We start from the raw sequence: 17812 nt of genomic DNA, 5'->3' as shown, positions 1-17812 counted from the left end.
ATGCAGCAAGTTCCATGCCAAGGCTTACGTCCCGAAATACGGCCATCACTTGTTCCGGTTTTTGTTCCGACAGTGTAACGGTGTTTCATTTTGAAACAGTTTTTTCTTAAATCTATTGAAATTTCCGAAGATAAACGCTATACTCGAACATGGAAAACCCTGGGTGTGTCTGGTCAATGGACGAAATGGCAACGTTTGGTTCAGGACGTGTCTGGCCATCCGGCGATTTTTCCAAGTCGAGAGAAGACGCAAGCCCTGACTGAGCGAAAACTCGGAAGCGCAGGATTGAAATCGCGGGCCATTTTCTCAAAGCGAAGCGTACTTTGCCCGTGTCACTGCGCTGACCGGGGTGGAGCGGTCATCATCCGGACGCAGGTGGAGCGGCCGGGAAAGCAATGTGGACAGTATTCACCACACACACCCTGGCGAAGCAGGAAAGCGGACATGATGATCAGACATGCCCCAGTCGATCGCGGAGGGATTTTATGCAAACGGAGCCGGAACGAAACGAACTTCCCCCGATGTTGGTGTCGTCGTGGCAACGCTGTCGCAAATGGGGTGTCGATCCCAAAAGGGTGCAGGACGAGTTGTTGACCGACGGCGAACTGGAAGACCGAAGGGAGCGGATGCATGATCTGTTCCAGGCCTGCAAGCCGATTCTGGAAACGTTGTACACGCAGGTGAGGCAATCGGATTTCATGGTTCTGGTATCGGATCGGGACGGGTATATCGTGGCCAAATGGGGGGAACCACCGTTTACCGAACGAGCATCTCGGGTCCGGCTGGATGTCGGGGCCAATTGGGAAGAACGGGTGAAGGGGACCAACGCGATCGGTACAGCCTTGGCAGAATCCAAACCGGTTACGGTTTGGGGAAACCAGCATTTTTGTGAAGAGAACCGGTTTTTGACCTGCTATGCGGCTCCTTTGTATTCTCCGACAGGAGAACTGGTGGGGATTCTCGATGTCAGCGGTGATGCCCGGTTGCATCATCCCCATACGTTGGGGATGGTGATCACGGCCGCGCAAGCGTGTCAGGCCCGTTTGTTGTTGCAGCAGACCCGGCGTGAACTGGTCTTGCATATGCGGGAAATGGACGCGGTGATGGAAAGTTTGGGTCAACCGTTGATCGCTGTCGATACGGATGGGCTGATCACCCGGTTGAATCAGTCTGCTGCCAGGTTGTTGGGAAATCCGATGGCGGATTGCATCGGTCAACCGATGACCCGTTGGTTTGATTCCGACGATGTTCAAGCTTTGCTGACAAAATCGGACCGGGATGTGACGATTCTGTCCTTCGCAGACAGCGACGTTTCCTGGGTGGCCAAATCCGTCCAAGACGAGCGAAAACGGACGTTTCGCATTCATCTCGCCGGTCGGACTCCGGCGGACCGCCAATCCGACGGGGTGAAACCTGTTTCCAATCTGGTGATGGATTGCCCAAAGGTGCGAAAAGTGTTTGAGCTGGCGGTTCGGATCGCTCCCTCCCCCCTTACGCTGCTGATCCGTGGGGAAACGGGGACGGGCAAAGATCGGCTGGCACGTGCCGTTCACGAGGCCAGCGGCAGAAAAGGGGCATTTGTAGCCGTCAACTGCGGGGCGATTCCCGCGACACTGGTGGAGTCGGAGTTGTTCGGCTACGAAAAAGGCGCATTTACGGGAGCCCGAAAGAACGGATACAAAGGAAAGTTTGAAGCGGCTGACGGGGGGACGCTGTTTCTGGATGAGATCGGAGACATGCCGACCGCTTCACAAGTGGCGTTGTTGCGTGTTTTGGAGGAGAAGAAAGTGACCCGGATCGGTTCTCATCGGCCGATCCCCGTTGATGTGCGCGTGATCGCCGCAACGCATCAGAATTTGGAACAAGCTGTCGCAGAGGGTCGTTTCCGGGCCGACCTCTTTTATCGTCTGCGCGAGATGGAGTTGGTTCTGCCGGCCCTTCGGGAGCGAACCGACCTGCGTTTGTTGGCGGACCATTTTTTGAAGCAGGTGGAGCAGGAGCTGGGACGTGCCATCAAGGTTTCAGCCGAGGTGTGGCCCATCCTTGAACAGTACGATTGGCCGGGAAATCTTCGTGAACTTCGGCAAGTGATCCGGCAGGCGGCTTATCAAGCGTGTTTGATTCGCGGAGTGGATTGGATCACTCCTCAGGACTTGCCGACTCTGAGGCGCGAAGAGTCCGGGTCGGAAAAGACCGTTTCTTTTTTCTCGATCGACGATGCCGAGGAGCGGGCCATTGCACAGGCGATTCAAGCCGCACACGGCAACCTTTCGGCGGCTGCCCGACTTCTCGGGATCGGTCGTACCACGTTGTATCGGAAATTGCACAAATTTCCCCATCTCAAACCGAGGTGCTGAATCGGTCAATCAGAAGAGGAGGTGTTCACCATGTTCCCTGATTTCCAATCGTTTTGGCTGCATTATCTGAGACAGCACAGCAAGAAAAAGACGCGACAGTGGCATGCGGCGGGCACATCCATGGTGGTGGTGTGCGTGGTGTTGGCATTGGTCACCATGGAATGGAAGTGGCTGTTGTTGGCGCCTGTCATCGCGTACGGATTGGCGTGGTACAGCCACTTTTTCATCGAGGGAAACAAACCGGCGATCGGCCATCCGTTGTGGTCGTTGATTGCTGATTTTCGTATGGTGTTCCTCATGTTGACCGGCAAACTGGATGCGGAGCTTAAGAAAGCGAAGATTGGGCATGTCGAGATGCACTCGTCCGAACGGGATTCGTCCTTTCATTAAATCATCGCCAAAATGGGAAGATCTCTCCACTCTTCTTCTTCACATTTTTTCGCAATGCCCTCTTTTTCACAACCAGCCTTTCCAGGACGCGGATAGAAGCGATATTGTGCGGCATGACAACCGCTTCCTATGCGGTACATGCAACTTGACGGCAAGGCGTTACGGCCTCTGTCATATAGCCGTTTCCGCTGTGCGCCTGATCGAAACAATAACCGATCCAACAACTGCGAAGTTGAGGCGCACGAAGAATCTCCGATAAAGTGACCTTCCCGATCAGTTCATTTGTTTCATATGGTTTCTGATCAGCGTATTTGATGTTGATTTCGCGAGTATCCTCTGGCAAGATTTTTTGAAAGGACCATATCCGCCTTATAAAGAGCGAGCGAGAGTGCCCAGCGCTTAGAGTTGGGATGAAAGCGAGCGTCGAACGCGGGAGGGCTTCCGCTCTCGCAAGTTCGCCGAATTTGGTACCATTAAGTCGAAAGTGCGAAAACACTTCAAACTGCGATGCGAGCAAAGATTCGTAAAACCGAAAATCACCCAGGCTTGGACGAAGCCATCGTGGATGGATGTGGGTAGCCGCGCCAGATGAAGCGAGTAGCCCACGGCGGCCCAAGGGAGTGCTTCTGGTGATTTTGCCGTGCGGAGCAAGTCACGTGATGAAACATCGGGAGGAACGGGATGTATATACCAAAGCATTTTGCTGTGACGGACAGGGAAAAATTGATCCGGTTTATAAAGGAGAACAGTTTCGGGATTTTGTTTTCACAGACTGACGGTCGTGCCACCGCTTCGCATTTGCCATTCCTGCTGAAGGAAGATGAGGGAGAGTTCGGAGCGTTGTACGGTCACATGGCTATGGGTAACCACCATTGGCGGGAGATCGAGGGGGAGGTGTTGGTGGTCTTCCCCGGACCGCATGCGTACGTTTCTCCGACATGGTATGAAGAGAAAGACACTGTTCCCACATGGAATTACGTTGCGGTACATGTATACGGAACGTTTTCGTTGATTGAAGACCACAAACAACTGAAAAAGATTTTGTATGATACAATCGACTTTTATGAATCACACATGGAAAACCCCTGGACAACCGATCTCGAGACCTCCGCAAACCGGCGGGGAATGAAGGGGATCAAAGGGTTTCGCATTCGGATCACGGAAATCCAGGGGAAATGGAAACTGAACCAGCATCATCCGCTCGATCGGCAGCAACGAACGGTACAGCACATGAAAAAAGAAGAGCGGTACGATTCACGGGAAATCGCGAGACTGATGCAAGAAAATATCGATCGGACTCTCCGGAAATGATATCATTTGGTGCCACTCTGAAAGAGAGTGGCTTTTGGCTTTTTTGTGGTTGAAATCGAACGAGAGGGAATAAAAGGTCCATCCCTTGAATGGTTTGATCACTTTGTCATCTGTCTCCCGTTTACCCGTGTTGAACGGGAAAATATGAATGAAGTGAAGCTTGCAACATTGGTCGACAATCTTTTATCTAAAATATTCATTTTTTCTATCCATTCTGATATCATATATCATACAAAACAAGAGGATGGGAGGAATTTTGGTGAGAAAAGCGGCAATCGCTTGGGTGTGCGCATTGGCGCTGATGGTTGTAACCGCTTGCAGCGGGAAACCTTGGGCTGCGGGAAGCTATCCCGCAAAACCGATTACCGTTGTCGCGCCTTCCGGTGCGGGCGGAGGTTGGGATTTGACTGCCCGGGCATTGGTCAAGGCGCTAAGAGAATCCAAGCTGGTCAATCAATCGATGAGCGTAGAAAACAGACCGGGTGGTGGCGGCACGGTATTTTTGGCCGAGTATGCTACCCAAGACCGGGCCAATCCTTATAAGCTGTTTGTGAATTCCCCTCCGATCCTGATCAATCACCTGAAAAAAGAGGGCAACAGTCCGTTCGGATATCGGGATACGACGCCGCTGGCTCAGCTGACCGAGGATTATGGTGCATATGTGGTCCGAGCGGATTCACCTTACCGCGATTTGCGCTCGGTCCTGCAAGTGATTCAAACCCATCCCGAACGCTTGACAGTGGCGGGCGGTTCGGCACCTGGTTCCATGGATCACCTGATTGCGATTCTCCCCGTTTATTATTCGGGCATTTCGCCGAAAAAGATGAAATACGTCTCCTATGACGGGGGAGGAGAAGCGATGGCCGCGTTGTTGGGAGGAAATGCTGACTTGATCGCCACCGATGCTTCCAGTGTCGGTGAATACCTGAGAGCGGGCAAAGTACGGGTACTGGCCGTCACCGCACCTCATCGTCTGAGCGGTGAATTGAAAGCGGTACCAACATTAAAGGAGTTGGGTATCAACACCGAATTCACCATATGGCGAGGTGTGTTCGGACCCAAGCAAATGCCTCCGCAATCGGTGAAATATTGGCAGAAGCAGTTGAAAGCCTTATCTGATCATCCGGTTTGGAAGCGGGAGTTGGCCGCCAACCACTGGATCGGTCGATATCGGGACGCCCAATCGTTCCAAGCGTTTTTGGAAGAACAGGATCAGCAGATTCGCACGTTGTTAAAAGCATTGGGCATGGCCAAACCCTGATGGGAGGGATTGCGGTTGAGCAAGAGGTTTGATCGGGCGGCGGCGATTGTCTTCGTCTTGATCGGAGTGGCGTTTGCAGCCGAAAGCCGCAGGATTGCCGACACAGCCTACGGCAGTGTGGTGGGACCCGATATCTTTCCCATGATCCTGGGTGGCGTGCTGGCGTTGCTGGGTCTCCGGCTGTTGATGGAGACATTCCGCTATCCGGAGCAATCAGAGAAGAAGGAAAGCCCGGATGTGAAACGATTCGCCGTGATTCTGGGGGCGACTATATTATACGGTGCATTGCTGGAGACATTGGGATACATTTTGTCTACATTTCTCTTTTTGCTCGTCGCCTTTCAAACGATGGAGCGGGGGAGTTGGGGAAAAACCCTTTTGATTTCGGGTGCTTTTTCCGTGGGAGTGTACGCGTTGTTCGTCATGGTTCTGGAAGGAACTTTGCCCGGTTTGCCGGTTTGGCTGGGCGGATAAGGGGGGAACTGCCATCGAAACACTGGAGTATCTTTTGAGGGGATTTCAGACGGCACTGGAATGGCACAATCTGTTATTTGCATTCGTTGGCGTATTGATTGGCACGGCCGTGGGGGTGTTGCCCGGTATTGGGCCGATGAGCGGTGTGGCACTTCTCATCCCGGTTACCGCCACGATGACGGCCGGGGCACCGCCGGAAGAAGCGGCCGCCAGCGCCATCATTCTGTTGGCGGGTGTGTACTATGGAGCAATGTATGGAGGTTCCACCACATCGATTCTGTTGAATACACCGGGTGAATCCTCCTCCGTCGTAACGACGTTGGACGGCTATCAGATGGCACGGCAGGGGCGTGCAGGCGCCGCTTTGTCCATTGCTGCGATCGGTTCATTCGTTGCCGGTGTGGTGGCGTTGGTGGGACTGGTGTTTCTGGCACGACCGTTGTCCGATTTGGCGTTGTCGTTCGGACCTGCCGAATATTTTTCATTGATGGTGTTGGGTTTGTGTGCCGTCAGCGGATTAGCCGGAAAATCAATGACCAAAGCCTTGATCATGACGGTGACGGGGTTGTTGCTTTCGACCATCGGAATGGATAATGTGTCGGGCGTCGCCCGGTTCACCTACGATATTCCGGTGTTGTACCAGGGATTGGAGTTTCTCACGGTGGCCGTTGGACTGTTTGCCATGGGGGAGGTTTTCCGGGCGATCCTCGAGCGGGAGCGGGCCGAATCGCCGGTGAGCAGGATTGGAAATGTGTTGCCGACGCGTCAGGATTTGAGGCAAAGTGCCATGCCCATCATGCGGGGTTCTCTGTTGGGATTCCTGATCGGCGTATTGCCGGGGGCAGGGGCGACGTTGGCTTCCTTTTTCGCCTATGTGTTGGAGAAAAAGTGGAGCAAACACCCCGAGAAGTTCGGACGCGGAGCGATTGAGGGAGTGGCCGCGCCGGAATCGGCCAACAACGGGGCATCCGGTGGAGCCATGATCCCGCTGCTGACGCTGGGGATTCCCGGTTCCGGCACGACGGCCATTCTCATGGGAGCGCTGATCATGTACAACATCCAGCCCGGCCCGCTGCTGTTTTCGGAACATCCTCAGGTGGCGTGGGGATTGATCGCCAGCATGTTCATCGGCAATGTGATGTTGTTGATTCTCAACATGCCGCTGGTCAAGCTGTTTGCCAAGATCATCGAAACGCCGCCAAAATATCTGCTTCCTCTGATCATCGCCATTTCCGTTTTCGGGGTATATGCCGTCCAGGTCAACCTCTTTGACGTGTTTTTGTTGATCGGTTTCGGCGTGATCGGATACGTGCTCTCCCGAAACGACTATCCGTTGGCACCGCTCGTACTGGGATTGGTGTTGGGACCCATGATCGAGAACAACATGCGGCGGGCGCTCACCGCTTCCAATGGCGACTGGACGGTATTCGTCGCCAAACCGATGTCGCTGTTCTTTCTGTTGATCGCCGCTTTATGGTTGGCCGTAGTGTTGTGGCGAAAACGTTCAAACGGGAAAGACCAAGTTTCCATGGAAGCCTGACACAACCGGATGGACCAAAAGGGAACCTCTTCGGGTGAAGTTGTTGACACAGCGGTTTGACCACTCACGATTCCGGGTGCGGGAGGGGGCTTGGCATTTCCTGCAGGGCTGGGAGATGAAGACGGGGGATCGGAACCCGTGAACGATTGCAACAACCTGACCTCTCCGATTTTCGGGGAGGCTTTTTTCATATATATGGATATTTATTAAAAATCAGTTTAATAGATAATACTTATTGACGATATTGATGATTTTTTAACGTTATCTGCTTGACGCGTGCAAATTTTGGGTTTATTTTAATTTGTATGGGAGTCCATAGATGGGAGGCAATCGGGTACATATGTTAAAAAAACTCATCATCCTTATATCTTTCGCCCTCATGAGCAGTCTTTTATCCGGATGCGGTCAACTTCTTTCCGCTGTCAGCAATCCGCCCAAAGACGGCAAGGCAACGGAGAATACCGGTGATGCCCAGGGGAAAGACGGACAAAATCAGGAAGATGTGGAGGGTGCCACGGCTCCGCAGGAAACGTATCAGGAGATCGAGTTCCAGCCGATCAACTGGATTAACGGTGCACCGGACCCGCAGCCCACGCCGGGGGTTTGGGTGTATACCAAAGAGAAACATCCCGGCAATCTCGAGGATTCCTTCACCTGGGACGAAGAGGATGTGTTGTTGGTACAAATCGGCAACCCGGAGTATGAAGGGTACGAAATGACCCCGACCAATCTTCAAGTCATTCAGCCCGACGTGGTACGGGTAGTGGTGAAGCTGGAAAAAGACGAGTTCCAGACCGATGAGAAAGAACCGGCTCGGGTGTACATGACCGTCAAGCGAGGAGCGCTCGATGGCAAAAAATTTATTGTGGTCGATCAAAACGGCAAAAAACTGCAAACGAAATAAGGATTCTACTGATGATCCCATGCCAACCCGATCTTGTTAACTGAGATCGGGTTCGTTTTTTCATGTAAGGACATATGGGATCGTCTGATCGCTTCAATACGGTGAAGGTTGGCCTTTTCCGGCAGGGAAGCTTTTCGAATCAAGGTTAAGAGAAATAACGCCACCAGAATCATGGTTTCCGGGAAATAGGGGAGAAGGAAGTTGAAGTCCATGATATACCGAAAGGTTTGAGATATTCGGATGTCGATACGGTCTGGGATATGTTTTTGTATTTTGTCGAACAGCAGTACGATCATGACGACGAAGCTTTTCAATTTGTGAAAGATACCTATGATCAATTGAAAAAATTGAAGAAGGAAAATGGATTGGATTTGGTGGAAATGCGTATTCATTTGAGCTTCATCTGGATCATCACATCTGATTTATAATCGGTCTGATGAGCTGGTTAGGATCAACTTACCAGCCGAAAATAGCTGTATCCTACTATTCGTCAGGTCATATTCTTGCGAGCGACCTTGGAGCTTGCCGAAAGAGGAGTGAACGCGAACACGGCTCACCCGAAATCGCAACCAGTTCGATCACTTTGTCAGCAGTCTCTTCCTGCCTTTTGGCAGGTTTTCTTTTTTCAAAAAACAAGGGTTGTCAATCACTTCCAAGCGCAGAGTGTTGGCGCGGTTCCAAATGATTATGTTATATTAGTTAACGTTGAGTATGACACCTTTCGTCATTTTGCCGCAATAAATCAGACAATATACATTCTATTGCGGATTCAAAATGAAGAAGAACCGACATTCGTGTGTGTCAGCCAACGCCCGCATGGTTGCCTTTTGTATCCACCATAAGGGATGTGTACGCATCACCAATGGAGAGGAAGTGGTTCGGTGTCGGAAAAAAACATGAGAAAAGATTTGGGGACGTTTGCACTGATGATGACGGGCTTGGGCTCCATCATCGGCTCCGGCTGGTTGTTCGGTGCGTGGAAAGCGGCGTCGGTTGCCGGACCTGCTGCGATTTTCGCTTGGATTTTGGGAATGATCGCCATCATGTTCATCGGTTTGACGTATGCGGAATTGGGCGCGATGTTTCCACAATCGGGCGGAATGGTACGTTATGCGCAATATTCGCACGGTTCTTTCGTCGGTTTCATTTCCGGTTGGGCCAACTGGATCGCGATCGTTTCGGTCATTCCGGTAGAAGCGGAAGCTTCCGTTCAGTATATGAGTTCCTGGCCGTGGGAATGGGCCCGCAGTCTGTATGACGGAAAAGAATTGTCGTCGATGGGCCTCTTCCTGGCAGGCATTTTGGTCATCGTGTATTTTCTGTTGAACTACTGGACGGTTCGCCTGTTTGCCGTGGCGAACAATGCCATCACCGTCTTCAAATTCATCGTGCCGGCATTGACGGCGCTGGGTCTGATCGTCGCCGGGTTCCACAGCGGCAACTTTACGGACCATGGCGGTTTCGCCCCTTACGGATGGTCAGGGGTGCTGACGGCGATCGCCACCTCCGGTGTGGTGTTTGCGTTCAATGGATTCCAAAGCCCGGTCAACCTGGCGGGAGAAGCAAAAAATCCGAATCGCTCCATCCCGGTGGCTGTGGTCGGTTCGATTCTGATCGCCGGTGTGATCTACGTCTTGTTGCAAGTGGCATTTATCGGCACGGTGTCTCCTGAACAGGTGGCCAAAGGTTGGGCCAACATCAACCTGAATTCTCCGTTTGCCGATCTGGCCATCGCGCTTAACCTGAATTGGCTGGCGTTGATCCTGTTCGCAGATGCGTTCGTTTCGCCGTCAGGCACGGGGATCACCTATACTGCCACCACTGCGCGGATGATTTACGGCATGAAGGAAAACGGCTACATGCCGGGGATTTTCGGGGCCATTCACCCGCTTTACGGTGTGCCGCGTGCGGCGATGTGGTTCAACTTGGCCATTTCGTTCGTGTTCCTGCTCTTGTTCCGCGGATGGGGTTCCCTGGCCGAGGTGATTTCGGTCGCGACACTGATTTCCTATGTGACGGGTCCGATCTCGGTTATGGCATTGCGTCATACGGGCCCGCATCTGAACCGGCCGCTCAAGGTGAAGGGCATGGTGCTCATCGCGCCGGTGGCGTTTATCATGGCATCTTTGATCCTGTACTGGGCGACTTGGCCGCTGACAGGTGAAGTCATCTTCATCATGCTGTTGGGTCTGCCGATATACTTCTATTATCAGGCGAAATTGGACTGGAACGGGTTTGGCCGCCAGCTGAAAGCAGGCTTGTGGCTGATCGTGTATCTGGCCTACATGACGCTGATCTCCTATCTCGGCAGCGAAAAATTCGGCGGACACAACTATATTCCCTACGGTGCCGACATGGTGCTGATTGCCGTTTCATCCTTGGTCTTCTATTATTGGGGGATTAAAAGTGCTTGGGAAACCGAGTACATCCAAGCGAGCAAAAAAGAAAATGTCGCGGAAAAGTCTGCGGCTTCATTATAAAGAGCGAGCGGGAAAAGCCAATCCTTCAGGGTTGGGATGAACGCGAGTGTCGGACAAAAAAACCCGTGAAACGAAAATGACCCGGGTTTGGACGAAGTCGTCGTGGACGGATGTGGGCTTCCACGCCGGATGAAGCGAAAAGCCCATGACGATCAAAGGAAGTGCCTCCGGTGCTTCAGCCGTATGAGGCAAATCACTAGGGCGTGTCTGGTCATTCCGTAAGGGAGCAATGTTTTCCCGGCGAGCGACTGACCAAGCCTGACTGAGCGAAGACACGGGAAGCGCAGGATTGAAATCGCGGGCAATTTTCTCAAAGCGAAGCGTACTTTGCCCGCGACCTGCGCTGACCGGGTCGGAGCGGTCATCATCTGCATCCCTGCAGGGCACAGGTGGAGCGAGCCGGGAAAGCACTGTGGAATACCAGACATACTCTAGTACAAACCACACAGCCTTCCGCTTTCATGAACGGAAGGCTGTGTGGTTTTTCAGGAGCGGCGCCGATTCTGGTCGATTGGATCAGTTGAACAGCGGGGCGGGGACGGATCGGACTCAACTCGAACATACCAACCCTTGCCAATGGGTCGGTAAAGATGCCGGTTTTTCTTGTGCAAGGGACAATATTCACATCGGCCGCCCGGTCTCTGAAGGTAGCACTGGATACAACGGACCGGTTGCATGGATCAGGTTCCGGCCAATGCGTCGCAGAACGCTTTGGCGTAAAGCGGCAAATCCGGCGGGCGACGACTGGAGATGATATGGCCGTCGACAACGACGGGTTCATCGACCCAGGCAGCCCCGGCATTCACCATATCGTCGCGGATGCCGGGCGTCGACGTGACTCGTTTGCCACGGAGAATGCCGGCGGAAATCAGTACCCAACCCGCGTGGCAGATATGTCCGATCGGTTTTTGGGCCGCATCCATCGCGCGGACCATGTTCAGCACCGGCTCGTAACGTCGCAGCTTGTCGGGTGCCCAACCGCCGGGCACCAGAATGCCGTCGAAGTCATTCGGGTCGATGTCGTCAAATGCCGCATCCGTCTGAACGGGTACGCCATATTTTCCTTTGTACTCGGCTTTTGCCCGGGGGCCGACCAATACCACTTCCGCTCCTTCTTCCCGGGCGCGGAGAACGGGATACCAAAGCTCCAAATCCTCAAATTCGTTTTCCACCAGCGCAATCACTTTTTTTCCGGCGAGGCGCATGTTTCTCCTCCTTTTCCTGCAAGTTAAAAACTGACAGATTTTTGGATGGATGGCCATCATGTTCATTCATGCACGATTGTACCTTGATCCACATAAGCACATGATATAGAATAGAATGAGAATCAGATGAGAATCAGTTTAAGAAAGAGTTGGATTCACCGTCCCGGCTTCATCGTATCATCAGCTGGGTCCATCCCGCAATCGAATTCGGGACGTACTGGCATTGGAAATTCCCGAAGGCGCCCAGGACGAGTCTGGTCATTCGCCGATCCGAGATCAGGTTACCGAGCAAAGGCAGAAAAGAGTTTTTTACGAAACCTTGCGGCGGTAATCAGCAAACCCGGAACGACCAGACACGCCCCGACAGGCGCCGTTCGGTTTAAACATACAAGTGCTGACACAATGGAGGAATTGTATATGTCGAACGCACCTAAGCTCAAAATAGAAAATCTTCGCGTCAACGTAGAAGGAAAAGAGATACTCAAAGGTGTCAACCTGGAAGTTAACGGCGGCGAAGTGCACGCCATCATGGGTCCCAACGGGACGGGAAAAAGTACGTTGGCTTCGGCGCTGATGGGACATCCCAAATATGAAGTGACCGGCGGGAGCGTGACGTTGGACGGCGAAGACGTACTGGAGATGGAAGTGGATGAACGGGCGCGCAAGGGCCTGTTCCTGGCGATGCAGTATCCGAGTGAGATCAGCGGTGTGACCAACTCGGATTTCCTGCGTACCGCCATCAACGCCAAACGCGGGGAAGGCAACGAAATTTCCCTGATGAAGTTCATCCGCAAAATGGATGAAAAAATGGCCATGCTCAACATGGACGAATCGTTTGCCCACCGGTATCTGAACGAGGGTTTCTCCGGCGGGGAGAAAAAACGGAACGAGATTTTGCAGATGATGATGTTGGAACCCCGCATCGCCATCCTGGACGAAATTGACTCCGGTCTTGATATCGATGCGTTGAAAGTGGTGGCCAAAGGCGTCAACTCCATGCTGGGTCCGAACTTGGGCGTTCTGATCATCACGCACTACCAACGCTTGTTGAACTACATCAAGCCGGATTTCGTCCATGTATTCATGCAAGGTCGGATTGTGAAGTCGGGCGGCCCGGAATTGGCGGAACGGCTGGAAGCTGAGGGCTACGACTGGATCAAGGAAGAGCTGGGCATCGAAGACGAAACCGTCGGGCAGCAATCGTAAGGGGCGTGGCGATCATGAGCGTGGATACCGGATTGTTGTTCGAGCAAAACGTCGTCGAAACACTGTCTCAGTCCCAGCAAGAGCCTGAATGGATGCTCCAGCTTCGCCTGAATGCGTTGAAAGCAGCCGCGTCGCTTCATTTGCCCAAAGTGGAAAAGACGCGGATCGATCGTTGGAATTTCACTTCTTTCCAACCCTATACGACGGCGGAGCCGCTGTCGGGTCTGGATCAACTGCCCGAAGAGATTCGCGCCCTGCTGTCCTCCGAAGCACAGAATGACAATGTGATCATACAAAAAAACTCCAGCCCGGTGTACCGCAAATTGCAGGGTGAACTGGCGGAGAAAGGCGTCATCTTCCAGGATCTCGCCTCCGCCGTGCGTGAACATCCGGAGCTGGTGAAACGATACTTCATGACCGATGCAGTCCGGGTGGATGAACATCGTCTGACTGCGTTGCATGCTGCATTGTGGTCGGGGGGCGTCTTCCTGTACGTCCCGCGCAATGTGGAAGTGGAACTTCCGTTCCAAAGTCTGTTCTGGGCCGAAGGTACGGAAGTCGGGATGTTGCCGCACGTGTTGGTGGTGGCTGAAGACAACAGCCGCGTGGATCTGGTCGTCAACTTCGTTTCCGACAAAAACGGCACGACCGGTGTCAACAACAGCATCATTGAGACGTTTGTCGGACCGGGAGCCCGCGTTCGTGTGGCGACGGTCAACAACATGGGGGATCAGATCGTGGATACGACCTACCGCCGGGCGATCGTTAGCCGGGATGGTCGGATGGAATGGATCGTCGGCGATCTCGGCACCGGTCGGATCATTTCGGATAACACCACACATCTCAAAGGTGACGGAGGCTTCGTCGACGTCAAAACCATCGCCGTGGGGACTGATGAAACGCGCGCCAACATCACGTCGACCGTGCATCACTGGGGCAAAGCGACCGAAAGTGATATCAATGCGCGCGGGGTGATGAAAGACCAAGCGTCTTCCATCATCAACGGCATCACCAAAATCGAAAAGGGTGCGAAACAAGCGAACGGTCAGCAAGCCGAAAAAGTGTTGATGCTCAATCGCGAAGCCCGCGGGGATGCCAACCCGATTCTCCTGATCGATGAAAACGACGTGAAAGCGGGTCATGCCGCCAGTGTCGGACGGATCGACGAGTTGCAACTGTTTTATCTGATGGCTCGCGGCATCCCGCGTCAGGAAGCGGAAAAACTGATCATTTTCGGCTTCTTGTCCCCAGTGCTGTCGGCCATCCCGATCGAGGCGCTGCGTGAACGTCTGCACGGCGTGATCGAAAGGAAATTCGGAAGATGAACCAGTATAAAAAAGATTTTCCGATTCTGCATCAGGAAGTAAATGGTCACCCGTTGGTATATCTTGATAGCGCAGCTACGTCGCAAAAACCGGTTCAGGTGATCGAGGCGGTGGAACAATACTACCGCGGTTACAACTCCAATGTGCACCGCGGAGTACACACACTGGGCACCCGCGCCACGGATGCGTATGAAGGGGCACGGGAAAAAGTGCGCGGATTTATCAATGCCCGTTCCACCAAGGAAGTGATCTTCACGCGGGGAACGACGACCGCTCTCAATCTGGTGGCGCACAGCTACGCACGGACTCATCTGGGTGAAGGCGATGAAATCGTCATTTCACCGGCGGAACATCACAGCAACCTGATTCCGTGGCAACAGGCGGCCAAAGCGACGGGCGCGACGCTGAAATATTTTGAGCTGGAACCGGACGGCACGATCGATCTGGAAAAGGCGAAACAAACCATCACCGAACGGACGAAAATCGTCGCGATCGGACATGTGTCCAACGTGCTGGGCACAGTCAATCCAGTCAAAGAACTGGCTGCGATGGTGCATGCAGTAGGCGGCGTCATCGTGGTCGACGGGGCGCAGAGCGTGCCGCACATGAAAGTGGATGTACAGGATTTGGATTGCGATTTCCTTGCCTTTTCCGGTCACAAAATGATGGCTCCGACCGGGATCGGTGTGCTCTATGGGAAAGAAGCGCTGTTGGAGCGGATGGAGCCGGTCGAATTCGGCGGGGAAATGATCGATCATGTGGATTTGTACGAATCCACATGGAAAGAGTTGCCGTGGAAATTTGAAGGTGGTACGCCGATTATCGCCGGCGCGATCGGTCTCGGTGCGGCCATCGATTATCTGCAGGAGATCGGTATGGACACTGTCGAAGCGCACGATCGCAAACTGGCCGCTTATGCGATCGAGCAGTTGGAGAAGATCGACGGTCTTACCATTTACGGTCCCAAGAAAGATCGGATGGCCGTCATTACGTTCAACTTGGGCGACATTCATCCGCATGACGTGGCCACGGTGCTGGATGCCGAAGGCATAGCTGTACGTGCCGGACATCACTGTGCGCAACCGTTGATGCGGTGGTTGAATGTGACGGCCACGGCGAGAGCCAGCTTCTATCTGTACAACTCGGAAGAAGATATTGATCTGTTGGTGAAAGGGTTACAAAAAACGAAGGAGTATTTCGGTCATGTCCTTGGATGATTTGTACCGTCGCGTGATCATGGACCATTACCAGAAACCCCGCAATCGTGGACGGATTGAGGACGGCGCGGTCACCGTCGATCTGAACAATCCAACATGCGGTGACCGTGTCTCCGTGCAAATGCGGGTGAAGGATGGTACAATAGAAGAAGCAAAGTTCCTTGGCGAAGGCTGCTCGATCAGCCTGGCTTCCGCCTCGATGATGACGGAAGCCGTCAGAGGACTGAAAGTGGAAGAAGCCCTTCGCCTGGTGGATCTCTTTTCAGAGATGATGCAAGGAAAAGATGTGGACTTTGAACAGTTTCCATTGGAAGATATCGAAGCCTTGAGCGGCGTGTCGAAGTTTCCGGCACGGATCAAATGTGCCACTCTGGCTTGGAAGGCCTTGGAGAAGGGATTGAAGAACTCCCAGGCAATCGGGCACTAAGCCCTACAAGGGGGGATTGAACATGGCGAAAGAACTGCCGGATCTGTCTGAATACAAATACGGCTTTCGCGATAAAGATGTCGCCGTTTACCGGGCCAAGCGCGGTTTGACCCGGGAGATCGTCGAGGAGATTTCCCGGATGAAGGGCGAACCCGAGTGGATGCTGGAGTTTCGCCTGAAAGCGTTGGAGCAGTTTTACAAAATGCCCTTGCCCAACGAAATGAACAGCAAATGGTTCTCCATTTTGCCCGGTAAATTGGACGACTTGGACTTTGACAGCATCACCTACTATGTAAAACCGTCCGAACGCCAAGGACGTTCTTGGGACGAAGTGCCGGAAGAGATCAAACGGACGTTTGACCGTTTGGGGATTCCGGAAGCCGAGCAGAAGTTCCTGGCAGGCGTGTCGGCGCAGTACGAGTCGGAAGTGGTTTACCATAACATGCAAAAAGAGCTGGAAGAACAAGGTGTCATTTTCTGCGACACGGACACTGCCGTACGCGAATATCCGGAACTGGTGAAGGAGTACTTCGGCACGGTCGTACCGCCGTCTGACAACAAATTTGCCGCTTTGAACAGCGCGGTCTGGAGCGGCGGCAGCTTCATCTACGTGCCGCCGGGTGTCAAATGTGAAGTGCCGTTGCAGGCGTACTTCCGGATCAACTCCGAAAACATGGGGCAATTTGAACGGACGCTCATCATTGCGGACGAAGGCAGCTTCGTACACTACGTCGAAGGTTGTACGGCCCCGATCTACAGCACCGACTCGCTGCACAGCGCTGTTGTGGAAATCATCGTCAAGAAAAACGCCCGTTGCCGCTACACCACGATTCAAAACTGGGCGCCCAACATCTACAACTTGGTGACCAAACGTGCGGTGGCCGAAGAAGGGGCGCACATGGAATGGGTGGACGGCAACATCGGTTCCAAACTGACCATGAAGTATCCTGCCGTCATCATGAAAGGAGAAGGCGCCAAAGCGGATGTCCTCTCCATCGCGGTCGCGGGCAAAGGTCAGCATCAGGACGCCGGTGCCAAAGTGGTGGCGTTGGCTCCCAATTGCACGGCGACGATCATTTCCAAGTCGATCAGCAAGCAAGGCGGAAAGGTCACCTATCGCGGTTTGACCAGCTTCGGCCGCAACTCGCAAGGGTCCAAAGCCAACGTCAAATGCGATACCTTGATTCTGGATGACCAATCCACTTCCGACACCATTCCGTACAATGAGATCCTGAACGACGACATCACACTGGAACACGAAGCCACGGTCAGCAAGGTGAGCGAGGATCAGCTCTTTTACCTGATGAGCCGTGGGTTGAGTGAAGAAGAGGCTACACAGATGATCGTGATGGGCTTTATCGAGCCGTTCACCAAAGAACTGCCGATGGAATATGCGGTGGAGATGAACCGCCTCATCAAGCTGGAGATGGAAGGTTCGATTGGTTGATTGGGTAGCCATCACAAAAAAAGGGTGACCGGTTTATTGTAAACCGGTCACCCTTTTGCATTGGATTGAGGGGGTCAGAGTCAACTGCTCACCGTCTACGCTAATGCTTAGAGGCGGGAGCTTGTATCTGTCCAGTAGTGCGAGCGTCTTTCGACTCCTACCTTAGAGTGACGATACATCAGGGCAGGTTGACAGCTACCCGTCCGACACAAGTCATACTTGTGCCGAAACTGCACTCAGGTACTCCATTCCCTTTCTGTGCAGATTC

15 protein-coding genes are annotated in these 17812 nt (G+C 53.1%); 13 read left to right on the top strand and 2 right to left on the bottom strand.

Annotation, left to right across the window (positions count from 1 at the left end; all coding sequences use genetic code 11):
- Positions 1–395: 395 nt before the first annotated feature.
- From JQC72_RS13425 to JQC72_RS13395, 7 genes are all read left to right on the top strand, one after another.
- The gene (locus JQC72_RS13425) at positions 396–2357 is read left to right on the top strand and encodes a sigma-54-dependent Fis family transcriptional regulator (RefSeq protein ID WP_503629804.1); all 1962 of its coding nucleotides are present in this window, start codon (positions 396–398) and stop codon (positions 2355–2357) included.
- 30 nt (positions 2358–2387) lie between these two features.
- A complete protein-coding gene (locus JQC72_RS13420) occupies positions 2388–2747 on the top strand; it encodes an Mpo1-like protein (protein ID WP_205496536.1) in 360 nt (119 codons plus the stop codon).
- Between the two features lie 681 nt (positions 2748–3428).
- On the top strand, positions 3429–4058 hold the full coding sequence (locus tag JQC72_RS13415) for an FMN-binding negative transcriptional regulator (RefSeq protein ID WP_205496535.1): 630 nt from the start codon (positions 3429–3431) through the stop codon (positions 4056–4058).
- Between the two features lie 301 nt (positions 4059–4359).
- Positions 4360–5319, top strand: a complete 960-nt coding sequence (locus tag JQC72_RS13410; protein ID WP_302104871.1) for a Bug family tripartite tricarboxylate transporter substrate binding protein — start codon at positions 4360–4362, stop codon at positions 5317–5319.
- 15 nt (positions 5320–5334) lie between these two features.
- Positions 5335–5793, top strand: a complete 459-nt coding sequence (locus JQC72_RS13405) for a tripartite tricarboxylate transporter TctB family protein (protein WP_205496531.1) — start codon at positions 5335–5337, stop codon at positions 5791–5793.
- A gap of 13 nt (positions 5794–5806) precedes the next feature.
- The gene (locus JQC72_RS13400; RefSeq protein ID WP_205496676.1) at positions 5807–7333 is read left to right on the top strand and encodes a tripartite tricarboxylate transporter permease; all 1527 of its coding nucleotides are present in this window, start codon (positions 5807–5809) and stop codon (positions 7331–7333) included.
- A gap of 340 nt (positions 7334–7673) precedes the next feature.
- Positions 7674–8237: a hypothetical protein gene (locus JQC72_RS13395; protein ID WP_205496529.1), complete on the top strand. Its 564-nt coding sequence runs from the start codon at positions 7674–7676 to the stop codon at positions 8235–8237.
- Between the two features lie 5 nt (positions 8238–8242).
- On the opposite strand, the gene JQC72_RS13390 is transcribed toward JQC72_RS13395, so the two are convergent.
- A complete protein-coding gene (locus JQC72_RS13390) occupies positions 8243–8533 on the bottom strand; it encodes a hypothetical protein (protein ID WP_205496528.1) in 291 nt (96 codons plus the stop codon).
- 549 nt (positions 8534–9082) lie between these two features.
- Here JQC72_RS13390 and JQC72_RS13385 point away from each other — a divergent pair.
- Positions 9083–10717 carry an APC family permease gene (locus tag JQC72_RS13385; protein ID WP_205496527.1) on the top strand — a complete coding sequence of 545 codons (1635 nt, stop codon included), beginning with the start codon at positions 9083–9085 and terminating at the stop codon, positions 10715–10717.
- A gap of 680 nt (positions 10718–11397) precedes the next feature.
- Here JQC72_RS13385 and JQC72_RS13380 read toward each other — a convergent pair.
- A complete protein-coding gene (locus tag JQC72_RS13380; protein ID WP_205496526.1) occupies positions 11398–11922 on the bottom strand; it encodes a type 1 glutamine amidotransferase domain-containing protein in 525 nt (174 codons plus the stop codon).
- A gap of 417 nt (positions 11923–12339) precedes the next feature.
- Here JQC72_RS13380 and sufC point away from each other — a divergent pair, with 417 nt between their 5' ends.
- The 5 genes from sufC to sufB are packed head-to-tail and all read left to right on the top strand — an operon-like array spanning position 12340 to position 17544.
- The gene (gene sufC / locus JQC72_RS13375) at positions 12340–13128 is read left to right on the top strand and encodes a Fe-S cluster assembly ATPase SufC (RefSeq protein ID WP_205496525.1); all 789 of its coding nucleotides are present in this window, start codon (positions 12340–12342) and stop codon (positions 13126–13128) included.
- Positions 13129–13142: 14 nt separating this feature from the next.
- Positions 13143–14453 carry a Fe-S cluster assembly protein SufD gene (sufD, locus tag JQC72_RS13370; RefSeq protein WP_205496524.1) on the top strand — a complete coding sequence of 437 codons (1311 nt, stop codon included), beginning with the start codon at positions 13143–13145 and terminating at the stop codon, positions 14451–14453.
- Complete coding sequence (locus JQC72_RS13365; RefSeq protein WP_205496522.1) at positions 14450–15670, top strand: cysteine desulfurase; 1221 nt, start codon at positions 14450–14452, stop codon at positions 15668–15670. The genes sufD and JQC72_RS13365 overlap by 4 nt, the downstream gene beginning before the upstream one ends.
- Positions 15657–16097 carry a Fe-S cluster assembly sulfur transfer protein SufU gene (sufU, locus tag JQC72_RS13360; RefSeq protein ID WP_205496520.1) on the top strand — a complete coding sequence of 147 codons (441 nt, stop codon included), beginning with the start codon at positions 15657–15659 and terminating at the stop codon, positions 16095–16097. The genes JQC72_RS13365 and sufU overlap by 14 nt, the downstream gene beginning before the upstream one ends.
- 22 nt (positions 16098–16119) lie before the next feature.
- Positions 16120–17544, top strand: a complete 1425-nt coding sequence (gene sufB / locus JQC72_RS13355) for a Fe-S cluster assembly protein SufB (protein ID WP_205496518.1) — start codon at positions 16120–16122, stop codon at positions 17542–17544.
- The last annotated feature ends 268 nt before the right edge of the window (positions 17545–17812 follow it).

It is taken from the genome of Polycladomyces zharkentensis, from assembly GCF_016938855.1.
GTDB classification, from domain to species: domain Bacteria; phylum Bacillota; class Bacilli; order Thermoactinomycetales; family JIR-001; genus Polycladomyces; species Polycladomyces zharkentensis.
This window is presented reverse-complemented; position numbering and strand designations above follow the sequence as displayed.